The sequence below is a fragment of the Amycolatopsis sp. NPDC114505 genome, assembly GCF_055633615.1.
In genome coordinates, this window is record NZ_JBVKDV010000001.1 from 2,296,382 (window position 1) to 2,314,736 (window position 18,355).

Sequence of the window (18,355 nt, forward strand, 5' to 3'; positions counted from 1 at the left end):
CTTCCGGGCGCCGAAGCGGTTGTCACGAATTCGGGGACAGGTCTGGGGTAATCACGCTCTCACGAGGTACCCTGAGCTAAGCAAGCGCTTAGCCAGTGTCGGAGGAGCAGCTCGGATGGATTTCTCACTCAGCACCGAAGAACGTGAAGTGCGCGACTGGGTCCGCACGTTCGTCCAGCGGGAGCTGATCCCGCTCGAGCAGGAAGTCCTCCGGCGCGAGCGCGCCCACCAGCCCGGGCTGACCGGCGAGGAGCTGAAGGACCTCCAGCTGAAGGCGAAGGAGTCCGGCTTCTGGGGCGTCTTCACGCCGGAGGAGTACGGCGGCATGGGCCTGTCCGCCGTGATGGCCGCGCTCCTGGAGGCCGAGCTCGGCCGCACCTTCGTGCCGTTCCGCTTCGGCGGCGCCGCGGACAACATCCTGTTCCACGCCAACGAGGAGCAGAAGCAGACCTACCTGCTGCCGACCATCTCGGGCGAGCGCAAGTCGTGCTTCGCGATCACCGAGCCGGGCGCCGGGTCGGACGCCAAGGCCATCCGGACCACCGCCCGCAAGGACGGCACCGACTGGATCATCAACGGCGAGAAGACCTTCATCACCGGTGGCAACGAAGCCGACTTCACGATGGTCTTCGCCATCACCGACCCGGAGAAGGGCGCGAACGGCGGCGTCACGTGCTTCCTCGTCGACCGCGAGGCCGGCTGGAAGTCCGAGTACATCGACACCATGGGCGAGTGGGGCCCGGCTTCGCTGATCTTCCAGGACGTCCGCGTGCCCGAGACGCAGATCCTCGGCGAGGAGGGCCGCGGCTTCGAGCTCGCCATGCAGTGGATCGGCCAGGGCCGCTACCTCCTGCCGGCGCGTGCGATCGGTTCGTGCGAGCGGCTGATCTCGATGGCCATCGAGCACGCCAACACGCGCGAGACGTTCGGGCAGAAGATCGCGGAACGCCAGGCCATCCAGTGGATGATCGCCGACTCCGGTGTCGAGCTGGAAGCGCTGCGCTGGCTGGTGCTCAACGCCGCCTGGCAGGTCGACCAGGGCGTCGACTCGCGGCACGCGCAGTCGATGGCGAAGCTCTACGGCGGCCAGAAGGCCAACGAAATCGTCGACCGCGTCCTGCAGATCCACGGCGGCATGGGCTACACGCGCGAGCTGCCGGTCGAGCGCTGGTACCGCGAGCTGCGGCTGCTGCGCATCTACGAAGGCACCGACGAGATCCAGCGCCGCACCATCGCGCGCAACCTGCTCAAGGGACACGTGAAGGTCGGCGGCGTGCTCGGCTGAGGTCCCCGCGACGCGAACGAGGCCACCTCCCGGACATCCGGGAGGTGGCCTCGGCGGTACCAGTGGTTACTTCTTGTCGCGGATGGCGATCGGGACGCCGGCCAGGTCCTCTTCGTTGCACAAGAGCTTCACGTCGTAGTACGGCGAACCCTGGCGGTCGTCGTAGTCGAGGTGGATGGCCAGGACGTCGACCGGCTCGCCGAGCCACTCCTGCGCCTGCCGTAGCCACTTCGAGCACCGCTCCAGGGCGGTGGGGAGATCGTCATCGCGGAACTCGACGGGGCGATAGGGGACATCCTGCACCTGATCGCGGGGGTGTGCCGGCGCCGGGAGGCCCGGCGCGAGACCCGAGTCGTCCAGTTCCAGTTGGATCGTTTCCTCAGTCACCCTTCGAGCGTCCCCCACGCACGCCGTCTGGGCAAGGCGTACACAGGTAAAAGCGCCGCTAAACGGACATGCCCCACTCTTTCGCGACGATTTCCCGGCAGCGCCGCAAGTCGGCCACGCCGGGCGGAGACGCGCAGCCCAGGGCCCTCGACACCAGCTCCGCGTAGTGCTCGGCGAGCTGGTCCAGTGCCAGCGGACCTCGTGGTGAATACCACCTCGCCACGCCGCTGCACATCTCCAGCAGCGCGAGCCGGGTCACGGCCGGGTGTTCGGTGTGGAACACCCCGGCCGCCACGCCTTCTTCGATCGCCGCCGCCCACAGGTGTTCGTACGCGTCCCGCAATGCCACCACCGGCTCGCGTGCCGCCGGCGAAAGCACGTCGACTTCGTTGTCCACCACCCGGGTTTCCGCCGGGCCGACCGCGTGCGCGAGCACGTGCAGCACGACGAGGGTGCGCAGCCGGTGCACCGGGTCCGCACTGCCGGCCGTCGCTTCGCGGGCCGCGTCCAGCAGGCGGTTCAGCGCCGTGTGCATGATCTCGGCGAGCAGATCCTCCTTGGTGCCCATGTAGTGGTAGAGGCTCGCCGAGGAAAGTTCCGCCTCCTGCGCCAGATCCCGGATGCCGGTGCCGTGGAAACCCTTGGTGGCGAACAGCTTCACCGCCGCCGCGCGGACGCGCTCCCGGCTGGTCACAGCCATGCCGCCGCCTTCGCGTCCCACGACCCGGCGCGCGGGTCGGCGACCTTCCGCAGCTCGCCCTTGGCGACGCGCTCGGACGGCGTCATCGGCAGTCCGTCGGCGAACGCCCAGAAGCGCGGAACCTTGAAGTAGGCCAGCTTTTCCGCGCAGAACTCCGCCAGGGTGGCCGGCTCCGGACGCTCGCCGTCGCACACCACGTACGCCTTGATCTCCTCGCCGCGCAGTTCGTCGGGCACCGCCACGACGGCCGCCAGCTTGACCGAGGGGTGCAGCAGCAGCGCGCGCTCGACCTCGTCGGCGGAGACGTTCTCGCCGCTGCGGCGGATCATGTCCTTCGTGCGCCCGATGTAGTAGACGCGGCCGGCGTCGTCCATCCGCGCGAGGTCGCCGGTGTGGAACCAGCCGTCGCGGAACGCCTTCGCCGTCGCCTCGGGATCGTCGTGGTAGCCGTGCATCAGCCCGATCCCGCGGAGCAGCAGCTCGCCGGTTTCCCCGCGCGGCAACGGCTTCCCGTCCTCACCGGCGATCATCGCCTCGCGGTCGCGGCTCGGCCGTCCGATGCAGCCGGTGCCGACGGTCTCGTCGTGGTCGACCGCCGTCATCCGGATGTCGCCGCCGGTCTCGGTCATCCCGAACGCCTCGTACCACGGCGCACCCCAGCGCGCCTCGAGCTCGGTGTGCAGCTCGTGCGGGATCGCGGACGCGCAGATCGCGCGGACGCGGTGGTCGCGGTCGGCCTCCGATGGCTCCTGTCGCAGCAGCAGCGTCGGCATCAGGCCGAGGCAGTAGAACCAGGTGACGCCGTGCTCGCGGACCTTCGCCCAGAACGTGCTCGGGTGGAACCGGTCCAGCACGACGAGGGTGGCGCCGGCGGCGAGTCCCAACGCGACGTTCCACTGTGGATCGATGTAGTGGAACGGCTGCGCGGTCAGGATGACGTCGTCCTCACCGACGGCCGGGAAGTCGGTGGCGAGGCCGACGGACAGGGTCGTCCAGTACCGGTTCGGCAGGACGCAGCCCTTGGGTGCACCGGTGGTGCCGGACGTGTACTGGATGTTGACCGGCAGTTCCGGCACCGGCGTGAAATCCGGCGGCGCGCCGCCGGCGTCGAGCTGGTCCGGGGTGATGACTTCGGTCAGCCCGATCCGGCCGAGCAGGTCGGTGAACTCCGCTGCGGCGACCACGAGCCGCGCGCCGGAATGGCGGAGGACGTGGGCGCCGTCGAACTCGCGGTAGTTCGTGTTGACCGGCACCAGGATCGCGCCGATCTTGGCCAGCGCCAGCCAGATCAGCGGGAACTCGGGCTGGTTGCGCAGCATCACCGCGACCCGGTCGCCGGCGCCGATCCCGCGCTCGGCCAGTGCCGCGGCTGTTTCGGAACTGCGTCGGTCGACGTCGGCGAAGGTGAACCGCCGGCCGGTTTCGTCGAACACCCACGCCGTGCGCTCGGGCCACAGCCGCGCGGCCCGCGTCACGAGCTGCGCCAGCGTGCCGACGTCGGTGAGCGGCGTCACGTCCGGCTCCGGAAAGCCTCCGTGGACGCGGCGACCGCGGCCGAGGTTTCGGTGATGAGGGCGTGGCTGACCTCGAGCTCGAGCGCCGGCTCGACGTCGATCGGAGCGTCGAGGACGCGCTTCGCCATCGCCGCGGCCGCCGGCGGGTGCCCGGCGATCCGCTTCGCCCAGCTGAGCGCCTCGGCCTGGAGCCGCTCGGCGGGCACGGCGGCGTTGACCATGCCCAGCTCCGCGGCCTTCCGGCCGTCGAAGCGCTCGCCGAGCAGCAGGAGCTCCTTCGCCTTGAGCGGGCCGACGAGCAGCGGCAGCAGCCGCGACGCCGCGCCGGTGACGCTCAGGCCCAGCGAGACCTCGGGGAACGCGAAGACGGCGTCTTCGGCGGCCAGGATCAGGTCGCAGCCGAGCGCGAACTCCGCGCCGGCGCCGATCGCGTAGCCATGCACCGCCGCGATCACCGGCTGACGCAGCGCGCGCAGCCGCCGCGTGACGTCCTGGAGCCGGTCGAGCCGCGCCCGGGAGTCACCCGCGGGGGTGGGTTCCTTGAGGTCGTGGCCGGCGCAGAAGGCGCGGCCGGTGCCGGACAGCACGACGACGCGGGCGTCGCTGCGCGCGGCGTTGTCGAGAGCGGTGAGGAAGTCGTCGACCAGGACGGCGGCGACCGCGTTCAGCCGCTCGGGCCGGTTCAGCCGGATGTGCGCGATGCCGTCCTCGACGGCGAACTCCACGGTGGGCATGCGCCGATGCTAGACGTTCGATCGATCGATCGATAGCCTTTGGCGTCATGCGGGTTGATGCGGTCTACGAGAACGCCACAGTGTGGACGGGTGCGGGCATGACCAGCGCCCTTGCTGTCCTGCACGGCCGGGTGGTCGCGCTCGGGGACGATGCTCTGGAGTTGTCCGCGCGTTCCCGCGTCGACCTCGGCGGCGGGTTCGTCGTGCCCGGCTTCCACGACGCGCACAACCACATGGCGTGGTTCGGGATGGGCCTCGACGACGTCGCGCTGGGCGGCTGCCGCAGCGTCGAGGAGGTCTACGACGCCGTCGCCGCGCGGGCCGCGACCCTGCCGGCCGGGAGCTGGGTGGTCGGGAGCGGGTACGACCAGAACAAGCTCGCCGGCGGGCACCCGGACCGGCACGGCCTGGACCGCGCCGCGCCCGGGATGCTGGTGCGGCTGAAGCACACGTCCGGGCACATGACCGTGGTGAACTCGGCCGTCCTCGACCAGCTGGACCTGGCGAACGTGCCGGTCGGCGGCGACGTCGTGCTCTCGTCCGACGGCTCACCGACCGGGCTGCTGCGCGAGCAGGCCCAGCTGCTGCTGCGGCCGCTGACGTACCCGACGCCGGTTTCGCGTGTCGTGCGCGGGCTGGGCCGGGCGTCCGAGCGGTACCTGTCGGAGGGCATCACCAGCGTCCAGGAGGCCGGGATCGGCGGCGGGCTGGTCGGCGAGACGCCCGCGGAGCTGGCCGCCTACCAGGAGGCGCGCGAGTCCGGCGTGCTGCGCGTCCGGACCACGGTGATGGTCGCCGCGAGCGTGCTGCACGACCTGCCCGACGGTGCCGGGTTCGGCCTCGACCTGGGCCTGCGCACCGGTCTCGGCGACGAGTGGCTGCGCGTCGGCCCGATGAAGCTGTTCGCGGACGGTTCGCTGGTCGGGCGCACCTGCGCGATGCACGAGCCGTTCGACGGCGAGCCGGACAACCGGGGGTACTTCCAGGTCCCGGAGGATGAGCTGGCTCGCACGATCCGCCGTGCGCACGAGGCGGGCTGGCAGATCGCGACGCACGCGATCGGCGACCGCGCGATCACCGTCGTGCTCGACGCGTACGAAGCCGCGTTGGCCGCTTCGCCGCGTACGGACCACCGTCACCGCATCGAGCACTGCGCGGTGCTTCAGCCCGCGGAGCTGCCTCGGCTCGCTTCGCTGGGGTTGCTCGCTTCGCCGCAGGGCCGCTTCGTCAACGAGCTCGGCGACGGCATGCGCGCCGCTCTCGGCGAGTCTCGCGTGCCGTGGTGCTACCGGCTGCGAAGCGTCCTCGACGCGGGTTGCGTGCTTCCCGCGTCTTCGGACCGCCCGGTCGTCGACGGCGCTCCACTGCTCGCCCTGGCCGACATGGTGCGCCGGCGGACGGCGTCCGGAGCGCCCTTCTCGCCCGAAGAGGCGCTGACGCCGGAGGAGGCGTTGCGCGCGTACACGTACGGCTCGGCGTACGCGACCTTCGCGGAGCGCGATCTGGGCACGCTCGAGCCCGGGAAGCTCGCCGACTTCGCCGTGCTTTCGGGGTCGCCGCTGGACGAGTCCGCTTTGGACGACGTGCGCGTGCAAGGCACGGCCGTCGGCGGCGAACTGCGTTACCAGGCTCAGCTGTCGTGAGGCATCACCGCTTCCCGGCGCGACGTGACTTCGGCGCGGCCGCCACGAACTCCAGCGCCTCCTCGGCCAGCTCGCCCCACGGCCGCGGCGACGCATCGTCCAGTGCCAGCCACTCCTTCATCGGGGTGCCCTTGTTGGCGTCGAAGCGCACCCCGTGTCCGCCGTCGACCAGCTCGTCCACCCTCGCCTTGGGCAGCTTGAGCACCAGCTCCCCGCGGACGAACATCGCGAAGATGCGCCCGTCCGCGCGCAGGGCGGTGCGGCCGAACCCACCGGTCGCGCCGGGTGGCGTGATGCCCGGCCGTCCGGTGAACCGCTCGACCAGGTCCTCGAACCTCTCCTCCGGTGACATCGACCACCTCCGACCACGACCGTAACGACCACCACCGACAGAAACGGGAGGCACGATGCCCGTCCGGGACGCCGTCTTCGAAGACATCGAGGAAATCTGCGCGCTCATCGAGGAGCACGCCGTCTACGAGGACAACCACGACCTCAAGCTCGACCGCGCCGAGATGAGCGGTCACCTGTTCGGGCCCGATCCCAAGGCGTGGGTGCTGATCGCGACCCCGCCCGGCGAGCCCGGGACCGTCGCCGGCTTCGCGTTCTGCAGCTGGAACTTCTCCACGTGGGAGGCCCGGCCGGGGATCTGGCTCGACGACCTGTTCGTCCGCCCCGCCCACCGGCGCCACGGCCTCGGCGGCGAGCTGCTCGACGAGCTGCGCACCCGCACCACCGGGCGGGTCGAGTGGGACATGCAGGCGGGCAACGAGAAAGGCGAGGCGTTCTACGCGCAGCTGGGCGCCGAGCCCGTACCAGGCTGGATCCGCTACCGCTGGCGGCCGTGACTTTCACGAGAAAGTACGTAGCACCGTAAAGTATGCGGCATGGGAGATGGTTCGGTCCGGAGGTCCTCGTCCGTCGAGGACTACGTCCGGGTGATCTACGGGCTGGTCGAGCGGGGCGAGGCGGTCACGAACACCTCGCTCGCCGGCCGGCTGGAGGTCAGCCCGTCCTCGGCGTCGGGGATGGTCACGAAGCTGTCCCAGCTCGGGCTGGTCACCCACGTGCCCTACCGCGGGATCGAGCTCACCGCCGACGGCCGCCTCCTGGCGCGCTCGGTGCTGCGGCGGCACCGGCTGATCGAGACGTACCTGGTGTCCGAGCTCGGCTACACGTGGGACGAGGTCCACGCGGAGGCGGACGCGCTGGAGCACGCGGTGTCGGACCGGCTGGTCGAGCGCATCGCGGCCAAGCTGGGCAACCCGGTCCGCGACCCCCACGGCGACCCGATCCCGGCCGCCGACGGCAGCGTCGAGGAGCTCTCGGTCCGCATCCTGGACGACCTCGAGCCGGGCGCGGTCGGCGAGATCGTCCGGGTCTGGGACACGGACCCGGAGCTGCTGCGGTACCTGACGGAGCACGCGATCAACCTGGGCGAACGCATCGAGGTCGTCGAGCGCCAGCCGTTCGGGGGACCGATGGTGGTGAAGGTGGGTTCGCCACCGGAGGTGGCCACGCACGCCATCGGCAAGGAGATCGCTCAGGCCCTGTCGGTCACCCTGCGCTGAGCCCGCCCCGCGCCGGCGACCTGTTGCCGACGTGAACCGCTAGCGTTCAGCGCTCGGCACATCGGCGAACGTGAAGGTGAACTTGCGCACCCACATCCCGTCGACGATCTTCGTCTCTGCGTCGGTTCGCTGCGAGTCCGGTGCGGTTCCGTGGTGGCCACGGCTCTGCGCTTTCGTTCGCGAGGGGTGACCTGCGAGCCATTGCTCAGGTCGGAGTAGCCGTCGTAACCAAGTCCGTGATGACGTCAGGGTGCGTACGCGCGAGTGACGTCGTGAAGCGGATGTGGTGACCGGCCCATCACCTCGACCATGGCTGGCATGAAACCCTTCCGCTTCGGTGTCGTCGCCGGTCATGCGCCTGACCTCGTTTCGTGGACTGCCCAGGCTGAACGGGTCGAGAAGCTCGGCTTCGACACCCTGCTCGCCACCGATCCCGTCGGTCAGGCTGATCCCTTCGTGCTGCTCGGGGCCGCCGCCGCGGTCACCCTGGACCTCACCGTCGGCACCTTCGTGCTCGCCGATCCCTTCCGGGATGCCAAGGCCCTCGACTGGCAGGTCCAGACCCTGCACCGGCTGACCGGGGGCCGGTTCGAACTCGGGCTCGGGGTGGGGCGGCCCGGTGCGAAGGCGCACACCGAGGCCCTCGGCCGGGAGTTCGGCGAACCGGGTGAGCGCATCACACGGATGGCGGAGACGATCGCGCACCTCAAACGATCGGTCGACCGTCCTCGGCTGGTGCTCGCCGCCGGTGGGCCGAAAATGCTGGCGCTCGCCGCGCAAGAAGCCGACACCGTCAGCTTCACTTGGATGCCGAAGACCACCGAAGCCGAAGCCGAGTCCATTGTGGATCGATTCCGTAAGCTTGCTGACGAAAGGTTGCCGGACATCGAACTCGGGCTGAACCTCATGGCCGTCGGGGACGCGCCGTCGCCCGGAATCGCGCGGTGGGCCGGGGTCGACGTCCCGGAGCTCGCCGCCGCCGGTGCCGTCACCGTGCTGCCCGCTGATCCAGGTCAAGCGGCGGAAAGGCTTCTCGGCTGGCGGGAGCGGTGGGGGATTTCCTACGTCACGATCAACTCGGGCTACGCGGAACCGTTCGCCGCGATCGCGGAGAAGGTGCGGCTCGCAGGTGGGTGAGGGCCCTTCCGATCTTGCGAAGCTGGGCCTACGCTCCAATTTTCGTACTCGGGAGTGCTTCGGAGCGTTGTGATGACCGGTCAGCGAACACGCACCATCGACCGGGGGGAACAGGCGGAGCTGAGCCAGTTGCTCGCCGCGGGGCCGTTCGACGTGGCCCTGCGGGCGGCGATCCGGGCCCGCGGGCTCGGGCTCGATCGGATCCGCTATCGCTTGCGCGGCAGGGGAACCACGGTCAGCCTGGCCACCCTCAGCCACTGGCAGTCGGGGCGGTGCCGGCCCGAACGGGCGGAGTCGTTGGAGGCCTTGCGGAATCTCGAGGACATCCTGAACGTGCCGGACGGCGCGCTCAGCAAGCTCCTCGGGCCGCCGCGGGGACGAACGCGCTTCCACGCGCAGCCGCCGCCGCTCAATTGAGCGGTACCAACGGAAAACCGCTCAGGTGAGCACGTAGGCTCGGACCATGCGAGCTGTGGTCATGGAGGAGTTCCGCGTCCCGCCGGTCGTGCGGGAGGTACCGGAACCGGTCGCACCGCCCGGCGGCGCGGTGATCGAGGTCGACGCCACCGGCGTCTGCCGCAGCGACTGGCACACGTGGCAGGGCCACGACACCGCGGTGACGCTGCCGCACGTCGCCGGGCACGAGCTGGCCGGCCGCGTCGTCGCGCTCGGCGCGGGCGTGCGCGGGTGGGAGCTCGGCGCGCGCGTCACCGTGCCGTTCGTCTGCGCCTGCGGCACGTGCCCCCAGTGCGCCCGCGGTGACCAGCAGATCTGCGACCGCGAGTTCCAGCCCGGCGCCACCCACTGGGGGTCCTTCGCCGAGCGCGTCGCCATCGAGCACGCCGAGACGAACCTCGTCGCGCTGCCGGACTCGCTCGGCGCCGCCGAAGCCGCCGCGCTCGGCTGCCGGTTCGGCACGGCGTTCCGCGCGGTCCTGCGGCAGGGGCGCGTCACCGCGGGGCAGTGGGTTTCGGTGTACGGCTGCGGCGGCGTCGGGATCTCCGCGGTCCTGCTGGCCGTCGCGGCGGGCGCGAAGGTCGTCGCGGTCGACGTCTCGCCGGCCGCGCTGGCCCTGGCGGCGAAGTCCGGCGCCGCGCTCACCGTCGACTCGTCGGCCTTCGACGGCCCGGAAGCCGTCGCCGCGCACGTGCGCGAGCTGACCGGCGGCGGCACGCACGTCTCGCTCGACTGCCTCGGCGCTCCGTCGACCTGCGCGGCGTCCGTGGGCAGCCTCCGCAAGCGCGGCCGGCACGTCCAGGCCGGGCTGATGCCGCCCGCGCAGGGCGTCGCGCCGATCCCGATGCACCGGGTCATCGGCGGCGAGCTGGAGCTGGTCGGCATCCACGGGCTCCCCGCGCACGAGTACCCGGAGCTGCTGCGGGTCGTCGAGACGGCGGGGATCGACCTCGCCGCGCTGATCGGGCGCCGGATCGGCCTCGACGACGTCCCGGCCGCGCTGGCCGCGATGAACGACCCGGTGCCGGCTCAGGCGGGCGTCACCGTCGTGACGTTTCGTGACTGATCCGCGTCGGCGAGGTCAAGTGACCGGTTCGTAGCTGATCCACGCTGGCTTGTGACATTCAGGTGTGCGACTGTCTAGCGATGGTGGCCCAAAGCGAGGGGATCCGGCCGCAGGAGCGTCCCGTTGGTCCATTGGGACGTCTCCTGCGGCTGTTCACCAGGTCCGGCGTGACGTTCCGCGGTCACCACGTCGTCCCGTCGACGATCACCGAACGTGTGCGGCGGGAGTCTCCGGCACAATCGAGGTGATGGACGCCCTCCTGCCGCGCCCGCGCGCCGAACTCGCGCCCGGCGCCGTGCACGTGCCCGACTGGCTCGGCTTCGACGAACAGCGCGAGCTCGTCGCCGCCTGCCGCGGCTGGCCCGGCTACCGCCACACGACGTACCCCAACGGCGGCGTCATGTCGGTCAAGACCGTCTGCCTCGGCTGGCACTGGTACCCGAACGGCTACTCGCGCACGACCGACGAGGGCAAGCCGGTGCTGCCGTTCCCGGACTGGCTCGGCGACCTCGGCCGCCGCGCGCTCGCGGACGCGTACGGCGAGCCGGCCGACGGCTACGAGCCGGACACCGCGCTGGTCAACTTCTACGCCGCGAAGACGAAGATGGGGCAGCACCAGGACAAGGACGAGCGGAGCTCGGCGCCCGTGGTGTCGTTCAGCCTCGGCGACACGTGCGTGTTCCGCTTCGGCAACACCGAGTCGCGCGGCAAGCCGTACACCGACGTCGAACTGCACTCGGGCGATGTCTTCGTGTTCGGCGGCCCGTCCCGGTTCGCCTACCACGGCGTGCCGAAGACCCTGGCGGGCACGGCCGACCCGGCGCTGGGCCTGACCGGGCGGCTGAACATCACGCTGCGGGTCTCGGGTCTCTAGTCCTCTGTGGACTCTTCCTCGTCCGGCACCACGATCAGCCGGACGGCGACCGCGCGCGAGCCCGGCGGGTGGTGGCCCGGCTCGGTGACGTACTTCCAGAGCAGGGTCTGGTACTCCTCGACGAACGACGTGATCTGCTCCTTCGTCAGCGTCAGGCCGCCGCGGTAGATCTGGGTCCAGCCCTTCGCATCGTCGTAGCCCGCGTACGCCCGCGCGACCAGGCCGAGGTCGTGGCTCATCTTGAGCGTGCCGAGCTTGCGCGCGGCCTCGCGCTCGTCCGGCGTCATCTCCAGGCCGGGCGGGGTGTAGATGTCCTTCATCAGCGACTTCCACCAGCGTTCGCGGCCGTCTCCGCGGTCTTCGATCTCCGCGATGAGGTCGAGGTCGGCGAGCTTGCGGAGGTGGTAGCTGGTCGTCCCCGTGCTCTCGCCGAGGGCCTTCGCGACGCTCGTCGAGTTCGCCTCGCCGTGTTTGCCCAGGTAGGACAGGATGTCGCGGCGCACGGGGTTGGCCAGGGCCTTGTAGAAGGTCTTGAGATCCGCGCCGGTGAGGACGCGCCGTTCGGGACGTTCGACCATGGTCGGAGCGTACTACAGAGAATGTTTGCAAAGAATCTCTGCAATCGCTACCGTGGTCGGCGAACGGGGGTTCTCGATGAAAAGACTCTTCTGGGCGGCGGGCCTGTGCCTGCTGCCGTGGATCGCGGTACTGGGGACGACGCTGCCGGACGTCTACGCGGCTCAGCACTGGCGGCTGGCCTGGACGGGCTTCGACGCGGCCGAGGCGATCGGCCTGCTGCTCACGGCGTGGCTGCTCGGGCGCGACGACCCGCGGATGCCGTTCGCCGCCATCGGCACGGCCACGCTGCTGCTCACCGACGCCTGGTTCGACGTCGTCACGGCCGGCAGCGACGTCGGGTTTTCGCTGCTCATGGCCGGTCTGGAGGTCCCGCTGGCACTGGCGTGCCTGTCGGTGGCGGTCCCGCGGCCGGTGCCGGCGCATGTCTGAGCTGAGCCCGCGGTTGCGCGACGAGATCGACGACCAGGTCGCCGAGGCCCTGGACGCCTACCTGGCCGAGCCGGGCCGGCCGCGGAGCCCGCGCCTGTGGCCGTTGTGGGTCGCGATCGCCCTCACGAACGTCGTCTGGCTGCTGGTGGTCGTGAGTGAGAAACAGGGTTAGAACACTGTTTCTCACTCACGACGCGGGACGGAAGCTCACTGTCTGACCCGGCCGCAGCTGGGCGGCGACGTCCAGGTCCTCTTCTTCGACGACGGCGATCACCGGGTAGCCGCCCGTCGTCGGGGAGTCCGCGTGGAACAGGATCGGCCGGCCCGACGGCGGTACCTGCAGCGACCCGGGTACGCACGCCTCGGACGGCAGCTCCCCTTCGCGTGAGCGGGAAAGCGGCGGCCCGGTCAGCCGGATGCCGACGCGGTTCGAGTCCGGCGAGACCGTGTACACAGTGGACAGCAGTTGGTCCGGCGCGGCGAACCAGTCGCGACGCGGTCCCGGCGTCACGCGCAGGACCGGCGACGACGGCAAAGCCGGGCGTGGCGCCAAGTCGGCCACCGGGAAAGCAAGCGGGGTGCCCACCGGCAGCAGCATCCCGGCGGTGAGTGGCGGCGGGCCCAGCTTCCCGAGCGTGTCGGTCGACCGCGAACCGAGCACCGGCGCGACGTCGATCCCGCCGCGCACCGCGACGTAGCAGCGCAAGCCGGCCGTGGCCGTGCCGAGCACGAGCTCGTCGCCCGGCCACAACGTCATCGGCGCGTTCATGCCGCCCGGCGACACCGGGCACAGCGCGCCGGTCACCGCCACCGTTGTGACGGACGAAGCGCGCAGCACCAGCCCGCCGAGCGTGACCTCCAGTGCCGCGGCACCGGCGGGGTTCCCGACCAGCCGGTTCGCCAGCCGGAACGACCCGCGATCCGCGGCGCCGGACCGGCCGACGCCGAGGGCCGCGTGCCCCGGCCGGCCGAGGTCCTGCACCGTCGTCGTGAACCCCGGCCGCACGACTTCCAGCTTCACGTCGGCACCGCCTCGAACCGCACCCTCGTGCCCGGCGGCAGCAGGTTCGGCGGGTCGCGTTCGACGTCCCAGACCGGCACGTCCGTCCGGCCGAGCAGCTGCCAGCCGCCGGGTGACGCGCTCGGGTACACCGCGCTGTGCTCCCCGGCGATCGCCACCGAACCCGCCGGGATGCGCGTCCGCGGCGTCGACCGGCGTGAGACGTGCAGCGCCGGGTCCAGCCCGGACAGGTACGCGAACCCCGGCGCGAACCCGCAGAACGCCGAGACGTACGCACCCGAGCTGTGCCGCTCGATCACCGAAGCCACGGTGACCCCCGCCGAGGCCGCGACGTCGGCCAGGTCCTCGCCGTCGTACACCACGGGAACCACCACCTCGGCCGAAGCGGCCATCGCACTGTCCACAGGGGACACTTCACGCAGGATCGCGCCCAGGCGTCCGGCGTCCGTCACCGCCGGGTCGAAGCGGACCAGCAGCGTCCGCGCCGCCGGGACCAGCTCCTCGACGCCGGCCGGCGCGAGCCGGGACAAAGCGGCCTGGAAGCCGAGCACGTCGTCCAGCTCCACCAGCACCGCGCGCCGTCCGCAGGGCAGCAGCCGGACGGTCATCCGGTGAACGCGCCCAGCTCGATGCCGGCCTCGGTCAGCGCCGCCTCGATCCGGCGGGCCAGCTCGACCGCGCCCGGCGTGTCCCCGTGCACGCACAGGGAGTCCGGCCGCAGCTCGAGCTTGGTGCCGTCCTCGGTGACGACGCCGCCGGTCGCCATGCCGACCGCGCGCTGGGCCACCGCGTCGGCGTCGTGCAGCACCGCGCCCGGTTTCTTGCGCGAGACGAGCTTGCCGTCGGCGGTGTACGCCCGGTCGGCGAACGCCTCCGCGTACGCCACCACACCCGCTTTCTCCGCCTGCCGCTGCATTTCCGAGTCCGGCAGGCAGAGCAGCGCGAGCGCGGGGTCGTACCGGCGCAGGCCGTCGACGATCGCCGCGGCCTGCGCGACGTCCACCGCCGCGGTGTTGTACAGCGCGCCGTGCGGCTTCACGTACGTCACGCGGCTGCCGGCCGCGCGGGCGAACGCGTCGAGCGCGCCGATCTGGTAGAGCACCTCGTTCGCCAGGTCGGCCGGCGCGATGTCGAGCGCGCGCCGGCCGAACCCGGCTAGGTCGTGATAACCGACGTGCGCGCCGATCGCGACCCCGCGCTCGGCCGCCAGGTCACACACCCGCCGCATCACCGACGGGTCGCCGGCGTGGAAGCCGCACGCGATGTTCGCACTGGTCACGATGTCGAGCATGGCTTCGTCGTCGCCCATCTTCCACGCGCCGAAGCCCTCGCCGAGATCGCTGTTCAGATCCATTTCAGCCCACCCGGTATTCGCTGTCGAGCCGGTCCGTGATGAACATGTACCCCGGTGCGTGCGTGATCGCAAAGGGAGGCCGGGACGCCATCAGCGCCGCCTGCGGCGTGACCCCGCAGGCCCAGAACACCGGGACGTCACCGGGCTCCGCGTCCACCGGATCCCCGAAGTCCGGCCGCGAGAGGTCGTCGATCCCCAGCGCGCGCGGGTCGCCGACGTGGACGGGCGCGCCGTGCACGGCCGGCATCGCGCGGGTGATCCGGATGGCGTCGTCGACGCGGTCCGCCGGGATCTGCCGCATCGACACGACCATCGGCCCGAACAGCCGCCCGGCGGGCTCGCACTGCCGGTTCGTCACGTACATCGCGACGTTGCGGCCCTGGTCGACGTGCCGCAGCGGGACGCCCTCGGCGGCGAGTGCCGTCTCGAACGTGAAGCTGCAGCCGATGGAGAAGGCGACCATGTCGCTGCGCCAGAGGCCGGTCGCGTCGGACACCTCGCCGGCCAGCACGCCGTTCTGCCAGATCCGGTAGCGCGGCAGGTCGGTGCGCAGGTCCGCACCCGCGGCGAGCCGGGTTTCCGGGTCGCCGGGGTCGGTGACGTCGAGCAGCGGGCACGGCTGCGCGTTGCGGGTGCAGAACAGCAGGACGTCGTAGGCCCAGTCCTCGGGCACGGCGATCAGGTTGGTCTGGGTGAAGCCGTTGGCCCAGCCGGTGGTCGGGTGGGCGGTGCCGCGACGGAACGCTTCGCGCGCTTGCGCCGGCGTGAACGTCGCGGGTTCGTCAAAGGTCGTCATGAGTTCCCCCTCAATCGACGAGTTCGATACCCCGGGTCTCCGGAAGTCCCAGCAAGGCGAGCACCGCGATGCCGTAGCCGATCGCGCCGAACACGATCGCGCCACCGGCGCCGAGGAAGCCGACGACGGTCGGGAAGATCGCGCCGACCGCACGGCCGAAGTTGTACGTGAAGCCCTGTCCCGTGCCGCGCAGCGACGTCGGGTACAGCTCCGCGAGGTAGGCGCCGAAGCCGCTGAAGATCGCGGACATCGAGAAGCCGAGCGGGAAGCCGAGCACCAGCACGAGCCCGTTGGCGCCCTTGGGGATCTGCGTGTACGCGACGATCAGCGCGGCCGAGAGCAGCGCGAACGTCAGGAACGTCTTCTTGCGCCCCATCAGGTCCGTGAGGTAGCCGCCGCAGACGTACCCGACGAACGCCCCGGTGATCAGGAAGGCCAGGTAGCCGCCGGTGCCGATCACGGTCAGCTCGCGCGTCTTCTTCAGGTAGGACGGCAGCCACGTCGAGATCGTGTAGTACCCGCCCTGGACGCCGGTGGCGAGCAGCGCGGCGAAGAACGTCGTGCGCAGGAGGTCGCCCCGGAAGATCCGGACGAGCGTGCCCTTCGGGCGTTCGGCCTTCAGGCGTTCCTCGGCGCGCGGGGCGTCCTTGACGCTGCGGCGGACCCAGAGCACGAACAGGGCCGGGATGACGCCGGTCCAGAACATGACCCGCCAGGCCACGTCGGGGCTCGCGACGCTGAACACCACGGTGTAGACGATCACCGACAGGCCCCAGCCGACCGCCCACGCGCTCTGCACGAACGCCACGGTCCGGCCGCGGTACCTGGCCGAGGAGTACTCCGCGACCAGCGCGGCACCGGCCGCCCACTCACCGCCGAAGCCCAGGCCCTGCAGGGCGCGGAAGATCAGCAGCGTCTCGAAGTTCGGGGCGAACCCGCAGAGCACCGTGAAGACCGTGTACATCGCGATGGTGATCTGGAGCGTGCGGACGCGGCCGATCCGGTCGGCCAGCATGCCGGCCCCGACCCCGCCGACGGCCGAAACGACCAGCGTCGTCGTGCCGAGCAGGCCGGCTTCGCCGCTCGAAATGCCGAAGTACGCGGTGATCGCGGCCAGGCCGAGCGGCAGGGTCTGGTAGTCGAACGAGTCCAGTCCGTAGCCGCCGAACGCGCCCACGAAGGCGCGGCGTCCGCGTTTGCCGAGCGTGCGGAACCAGTCGAACGGCCGGGCCTCGGTAGCAGTTGTCGCAGTCATGGGCACCTCCTGGCCAGTGTCTCATCGTGGCGTGCCTCACACACTAGGGATTGTTGAACAATTCCACAAGACGGCAATTACATCGTCCTCAGTGTGACGGGTACCATCGGTCACGTGGTCATCGAAGACAGCGACGTCCCGGGCCTTCCGGGCCTGGAGGCCGACCGCGGCCTGGTCAGCCGCAAGAGCACGGCCGAGCGGGTCGCCGGCGTCCTGCGCAAGCGCATCGCCGAAGGCTTCTTCCTGCCCGGCGGCCGGCTCTCGGAGCAGGACATCGGCAACGCGCTCGGCGTCTCGCGCAACACGCTGCGCGAGGCGTTCCGGCTGCTCACGCACGAACGGCTGCTCGCCCACGAGCTCAACCGCGGGGTCTTCGTCCGCATCCCGAGCGTCGAGGACGTCGTCGACATCTACCGCGTCCGCAAGATCATCGAGTGCGCCGCGGTCCGCGGGGTGACGGCGAAGCCCGCCTCCTTCGCGCGGATCAAGGAGAAGGTCGAGATCGGCGACGAGGCCGCGCGCACCGGCAACTGGAAGGACCTCGGCACCGCGAACGTGTGGTTCCACCAGGAGCTGGCCGCGCTGTCCGGCAGCGAGCGCGTCAACGAGCTGGTCGGCAGGCTGACCGCCGAGCTGCGGCTGGTCTTCCACATCATGGCCGAGCCCCGCCGCTTCCACGAGCGCTACCTGCCGCGCAACCACGAGATCCTCGACCGCATCGAAGCGGGCGACGGACCGGGCGCGGAGCAGCTGCTGATGAAGTACCTCGAGGACGCCGAAGAGCAGCTGGTCGAGGCGTACGCCGACCGCGCCGAGGCGGCCCGCGCGGCCGTCGCGGTGGACTGACTACTGCTTGCGGCGCACCATCTCGGCGATCCAGACGGGCGCGAACGGCGACGTGCAGTTCGGCGGCGTCGGGTAGTCCTTGAGCACCTCGAGGCGTTCGCCGATTTCGATGGCGCGAGCGCGGAGTTCGACGTGTTCGATCCCGATTCGGGCCAGGCAGTGGTTCATCGCCCACTGCAGGCGGTCCGGCGCGTCCTTCATCTCCTTCTCGATGACGTCGAGCAGGCCATCGAGGTCTTCGGGCTGCTTCGCGACGCGCTCGGTGGTCAGCGCCCAGCCGGCGCTCGCGACCACCGGATCCGGGTCGGCGAACCAGCTCCGGCGCAGTTCTTCGGCGTGCGGGCTCTTCTTGACCACGTAGTTGACGAGCCAGTCGTGGACCTTGGGGACGCGCGCGGTCCGCAGCATGGCGTCCAGTTCGTCGCGCTCGAACGCCTTCGGCCGGCAGATCAGGGTGGCCAGCAGCTTCGCCGCCGTGTCGTCGGTGGCCCACAGCTCGCGCGCGAGGTCGTGCCGCGTCTTCAAGCGCTTCGCGACAGCGCGCAGCTTGCCCAGGTTCACGCCGTGGTCGTCGCCGTGCTTCTCGTTCACCGCGCGGGCCCTGGGGTCCTCGAGCGCGGCCAGCTCGGCCAGGACGTCGTTCAGCTCGGATTCGGCCACGACGGCAGTCTAAGGTGCCCCTTCGGGCATCTCTGGAATCCGGACTCC

General features: G+C 70.9%; 23 protein-coding genes. 11 read left to right on the forward strand and 12 right to left on the reverse strand.

Translation table 11 applies throughout. The features are described from left to right. Positions 1-115: 115 nt before the first annotated feature. The gene (locus ACZ7OU_RS11495) at positions 116-1,285 is read left to right on the forward strand and encodes an acyl-CoA dehydrogenase family protein (RefSeq protein WP_086680388.1); all 1,170 of its coding nucleotides are present in this window, start codon (positions 116-118) and stop codon (positions 1,283-1,285) included. Between the two features lie 66 nt (positions 1,286-1,351). Here the strand turns inward: ACZ7OU_RS11495 and ACZ7OU_RS11500 are convergent, their stop codons facing one another. Genes ACZ7OU_RS11500 through ACZ7OU_RS11515 form a run of 4 tightly spaced genes read right to left on the reverse strand, consistent with a single transcriptional unit; the run spans position 1,352 to position 4,620 of the window. After that, positions 1,352-1,672, reverse strand: coding sequence for a hypothetical protein (locus ACZ7OU_RS11500; RefSeq protein WP_470242032.1), 321 nt, complete (start codon positions 1,670-1,672; stop codon positions 1,352-1,354). A gap of 58 nt (positions 1,673-1,730) precedes the next feature. Then, a complete protein-coding gene (locus ACZ7OU_RS11505; protein ID WP_470242433.1) occupies positions 1,731-2,366 on the reverse strand; it encodes a TetR/AcrR family transcriptional regulator in 636 nt (211 codons plus the stop codon). Next, on the reverse strand, positions 2,363-3,886 hold the full coding sequence (locus tag ACZ7OU_RS11510) for an ATP-dependent acyl-CoA ligase (protein ID WP_470255007.1): 1,524 nt from the start codon (positions 3,884-3,886) through the stop codon (positions 2,363-2,365). Before ACZ7OU_RS11510 ends, ACZ7OU_RS11505 begins: the two co-directional genes overlap by 4 nt. After that, positions 3,883-4,620 (reverse strand): enoyl-CoA hydratase/isomerase family protein, encoded by a 738-nt coding sequence (locus tag ACZ7OU_RS11515; RefSeq protein WP_470255008.1) that lies wholly within the window; start codon positions 4,618-4,620, stop codon positions 3,883-3,885. The genes ACZ7OU_RS11510 and ACZ7OU_RS11515 overlap by 4 nt, the downstream gene beginning before the upstream one ends. A gap of 47 nt (positions 4,621-4,667) precedes the next feature. Here ACZ7OU_RS11515 and ACZ7OU_RS11520 point away from each other — a divergent pair, with 47 nt between their 5' ends. Next, a complete protein-coding gene (locus tag ACZ7OU_RS11520; RefSeq protein WP_470255009.1) occupies positions 4,668-6,263 on the forward strand; it encodes an amidohydrolase in 1,596 nt (531 codons plus the stop codon). A 4-nt stretch (positions 6,264-6,267) separates the two neighbouring features. Here the strand turns inward: ACZ7OU_RS11520 and ACZ7OU_RS11525 are convergent, their stop codons facing one another. Beyond that, positions 6,268-6,615, reverse strand: a complete 348-nt coding sequence (locus tag ACZ7OU_RS11525) for a hypothetical protein (protein WP_470255010.1) — start codon at positions 6,613-6,615, stop codon at positions 6,268-6,270. A 55-nt stretch (positions 6,616-6,670) separates the two neighbouring features. Here ACZ7OU_RS11525 and ACZ7OU_RS11530 point away from each other — a divergent pair, with 55 nt between their 5' ends. The 6 genes from ACZ7OU_RS11530 to ACZ7OU_RS11555 all read left to right on the forward strand — a co-directional run bounded on the left by ACZ7OU_RS11530 (position 6,671) and on the right by ACZ7OU_RS11555 (position 11,367). Beyond that, positions 6,671-7,111 carry a GNAT family N-acetyltransferase gene (locus ACZ7OU_RS11530; RefSeq protein ID WP_364622494.1) on the forward strand — a complete coding sequence of 147 codons (441 nt, stop codon included), beginning with the start codon at positions 6,671-6,673 and terminating at the stop codon, positions 7,109-7,111. 39 nt (positions 7,112-7,150) lie between these two features. Further along, positions 7,151-7,834 (forward strand): metal-dependent transcriptional regulator, encoded by a 684-nt coding sequence (locus ACZ7OU_RS11535; protein ID WP_285476768.1) that lies wholly within the window; start codon positions 7,151-7,153, stop codon positions 7,832-7,834. Positions 7,835-8,152: 318 nt separating this feature from the next. Then, positions 8,153-8,971 carry an LLM class flavin-dependent oxidoreductase gene (locus tag ACZ7OU_RS11540; protein ID WP_470255011.1) on the forward strand — a complete coding sequence of 273 codons (819 nt, stop codon included), beginning with the start codon at positions 8,153-8,155 and terminating at the stop codon, positions 8,969-8,971. A 72-nt stretch (positions 8,972-9,043) separates the two neighbouring features. Further along, on the forward strand, positions 9,044-9,388 hold the full coding sequence (locus tag ACZ7OU_RS11545) for a transcriptional regulator (RefSeq protein ID WP_470242025.1): 345 nt from the start codon (positions 9,044-9,046) through the stop codon (positions 9,386-9,388). 46 nt (positions 9,389-9,434) lie between these two features. Further along, the gene (locus ACZ7OU_RS11550) at positions 9,435-10,493 is read left to right on the forward strand and encodes an alcohol dehydrogenase catalytic domain-containing protein (RefSeq protein WP_470255012.1); all 1,059 of its coding nucleotides are present in this window, start codon (positions 9,435-9,437) and stop codon (positions 10,491-10,493) included. A 247-nt stretch (positions 10,494-10,740) separates the two neighbouring features. Beyond that, entirely contained in the window at positions 10,741-11,367 is a 627-nt protein-coding gene (locus ACZ7OU_RS11555; protein ID WP_470255013.1) for an alpha-ketoglutarate-dependent dioxygenase AlkB family protein, read from the forward strand. On the opposite strand, the gene ACZ7OU_RS11560 is transcribed toward ACZ7OU_RS11555, so the two are convergent. Next, positions 11,364-11,945: an ArsR/SmtB family transcription factor gene (locus tag ACZ7OU_RS11560; RefSeq protein ID WP_470255014.1), complete on the reverse strand. Its 582-nt coding sequence runs from the start codon at positions 11,943-11,945 to the stop codon at positions 11,364-11,366. The genes ACZ7OU_RS11555 and ACZ7OU_RS11560 overlap by 4 nt on opposite strands. Before the next feature lie 76 nt (positions 11,946-12,021). Between ACZ7OU_RS11560 and ACZ7OU_RS11565 the strand changes: the two genes are divergently transcribed. After that, on the forward strand, positions 12,022-12,375 hold the full coding sequence (locus ACZ7OU_RS11565) for a hypothetical protein (RefSeq protein ID WP_470255015.1): 354 nt from the start codon (positions 12,022-12,024) through the stop codon (positions 12,373-12,375). Next, a complete protein-coding gene (locus tag ACZ7OU_RS11570) occupies positions 12,368-12,547 on the forward strand; it encodes a hypothetical protein (RefSeq protein WP_470255016.1) in 180 nt (59 codons plus the stop codon). The genes ACZ7OU_RS11565 and ACZ7OU_RS11570 overlap by 8 nt, the downstream gene beginning before the upstream one ends. Positions 12,548-12,562: 15 nt before the next feature. Here ACZ7OU_RS11570 and ACZ7OU_RS11575 read toward each other — a convergent pair whose 3' ends face one another. The 5 genes from ACZ7OU_RS11575 to ACZ7OU_RS11595 are packed head-to-tail and all read right to left on the reverse strand — an operon-like array spanning position 12,563 to position 16,801. Next, on the reverse strand, positions 12,563-13,396 hold the full coding sequence (locus tag ACZ7OU_RS11575) for a 5-oxoprolinase subunit C family protein (protein WP_470255017.1): 834 nt from the start codon (positions 13,394-13,396) through the stop codon (positions 12,563-12,565). Continuing rightward, complete coding sequence (locus ACZ7OU_RS11580; protein WP_470255018.1) at positions 13,393-14,004, reverse strand: 5-oxoprolinase subunit B family protein; 612 nt, start codon at positions 14,002-14,004, stop codon at positions 13,393-13,395. The genes ACZ7OU_RS11575 and ACZ7OU_RS11580 overlap by 4 nt, the downstream gene beginning before the upstream one ends. Continuing rightward, positions 14,001-14,750 carry a LamB/YcsF family protein gene (locus ACZ7OU_RS11585; RefSeq protein ID WP_470255019.1) on the reverse strand — a complete coding sequence of 250 codons (750 nt, stop codon included), beginning with the start codon at positions 14,748-14,750 and terminating at the stop codon, positions 14,001-14,003. Before ACZ7OU_RS11585 ends, ACZ7OU_RS11580 begins: the two co-directional genes overlap by 4 nt. A 1-nt stretch (position 14,751) precedes the next feature. Next, on the reverse strand, positions 14,752-15,546 hold the full coding sequence (locus ACZ7OU_RS11590) for a putative hydro-lyase (protein ID WP_470242015.1): 795 nt from the start codon (positions 15,544-15,546) through the stop codon (positions 14,752-14,754). Positions 15,547-15,556: 10 nt separating this feature from the next. Beyond that, on the reverse strand, positions 15,557-16,801 hold the full coding sequence (locus ACZ7OU_RS11595; protein WP_470255020.1) for an MFS transporter: 1,245 nt from the start codon (positions 16,799-16,801) through the stop codon (positions 15,557-15,559). A 114-nt stretch (positions 16,802-16,915) separates the two neighbouring features. Between ACZ7OU_RS11595 and ACZ7OU_RS11600 the strand changes: the two genes are divergently transcribed. Next, a complete protein-coding gene (locus tag ACZ7OU_RS11600) occupies positions 16,916-17,647 on the forward strand; it encodes a GntR family transcriptional regulator (protein ID WP_470242013.1) in 732 nt (243 codons plus the stop codon). On the opposite strand, the gene ACZ7OU_RS11605 is transcribed toward ACZ7OU_RS11600, so the two are convergent. Then, positions 17,648-18,307: a DNA alkylation repair protein gene (locus ACZ7OU_RS11605; protein ID WP_470255021.1), complete on the reverse strand. Its 660-nt coding sequence runs from the start codon at positions 18,305-18,307 to the stop codon at positions 17,648-17,650. It abuts the gene before it with no gap. Between the last annotated feature and the right edge of the window lie 48 nt (positions 18,308-18,355).

What these genes read in the sequence shown, in the direction of transcription:
- ACZ7OU_RS11495 (WP_086680388.1), top strand. Translation starts at nt 116, where the DNA reads ATGGATTTCTCACTCAGCACCGAAGAACGTGAAGTGCGCGACTGGGTC.
- ACZ7OU_RS11515 (WP_470255008.1), bottom strand. Translation starts at nt 4,620, where the DNA reads ATGCCCACCGTGGAGTTCGCCGTCGAGGACGGCATCGCGCACATCCGG.
- ACZ7OU_RS11520 (WP_470255009.1), top strand. Translation starts at nt 4,668, where the DNA reads ATGCGGGTTGATGCGGTCTACGAGAACGCCACAGTGTGGACGGGTGCG.
- ACZ7OU_RS11525 (WP_470255010.1), bottom strand. Translation starts at nt 6,615, where the DNA reads ATGTCACCGGAGGAGAGGTTCGAGGACCTGGTCGAGCGGTTCACCGGA.
- ACZ7OU_RS11530 (WP_364622494.1), top strand. Translation starts at nt 6,671, where the DNA reads ATGCCCGTCCGGGACGCCGTCTTCGAAGACATCGAGGAAATCTGCGCG.
- ACZ7OU_RS11535 (WP_285476768.1), top strand. Translation starts at nt 7,151, where the DNA reads ATGGGAGATGGTTCGGTCCGGAGGTCCTCGTCCGTCGAGGACTACGTC.
- ACZ7OU_RS11540 (WP_470255011.1), top strand. Translation starts at nt 8,153, where the DNA reads ATGAAACCCTTCCGCTTCGGTGTCGTCGCCGGTCATGCGCCTGACCTC.
- ACZ7OU_RS11545 (WP_470242025.1), top strand. Translation starts at nt 9,044, where the DNA reads ATGACCGGTCAGCGAACACGCACCATCGACCGGGGGGAACAGGCGGAG.
- ACZ7OU_RS11550 (WP_470255012.1), top strand. Translation starts at nt 9,435, where the DNA reads ATGCGAGCTGTGGTCATGGAGGAGTTCCGCGTCCCGCCGGTCGTGCGG.
- ACZ7OU_RS11555 (WP_470255013.1), top strand. Translation starts at nt 10,741, where the DNA reads ATGGACGCCCTCCTGCCGCGCCCGCGCGCCGAACTCGCGCCCGGCGCC.
- ACZ7OU_RS11560 (WP_470255014.1), bottom strand. Translation starts at nt 11,945, where the DNA reads ATGGTCGAACGTCCCGAACGGCGCGTCCTCACCGGCGCGGATCTCAAG.
- ACZ7OU_RS11565 (WP_470255015.1), top strand. Translation starts at nt 12,022, where the DNA reads ATGAAAAGACTCTTCTGGGCGGCGGGCCTGTGCCTGCTGCCGTGGATC.
- ACZ7OU_RS11570 (WP_470255016.1), top strand. Translation starts at nt 12,368, where the DNA reads ATGTCTGAGCTGAGCCCGCGGTTGCGCGACGAGATCGACGACCAGGTC.
- ACZ7OU_RS11580 (WP_470255018.1), bottom strand. Translation starts at nt 14,004, where the DNA reads ATGACCGTCCGGCTGCTGCCCTGCGGACGGCGCGCGGTGCTGGTGGAG.
- ACZ7OU_RS11585 (WP_470255019.1), bottom strand. Translation starts at nt 14,750, where the DNA reads ATGGATCTGAACAGCGATCTCGGCGAGGGCTTCGGCGCGTGGAAGATG.
- ACZ7OU_RS11590 (WP_470242015.1), bottom strand. Translation starts at nt 15,546, where the DNA reads ATGACGACCTTTGACGAACCCGCGACGTTCACGCCGGCGCAAGCGCGC.
- ACZ7OU_RS11595 (WP_470255020.1), bottom strand. Translation starts at nt 16,801, where the DNA reads ATGACTGCGACAACTGCTACCGAGGCCCGGCCGTTCGACTGGTTCCGC.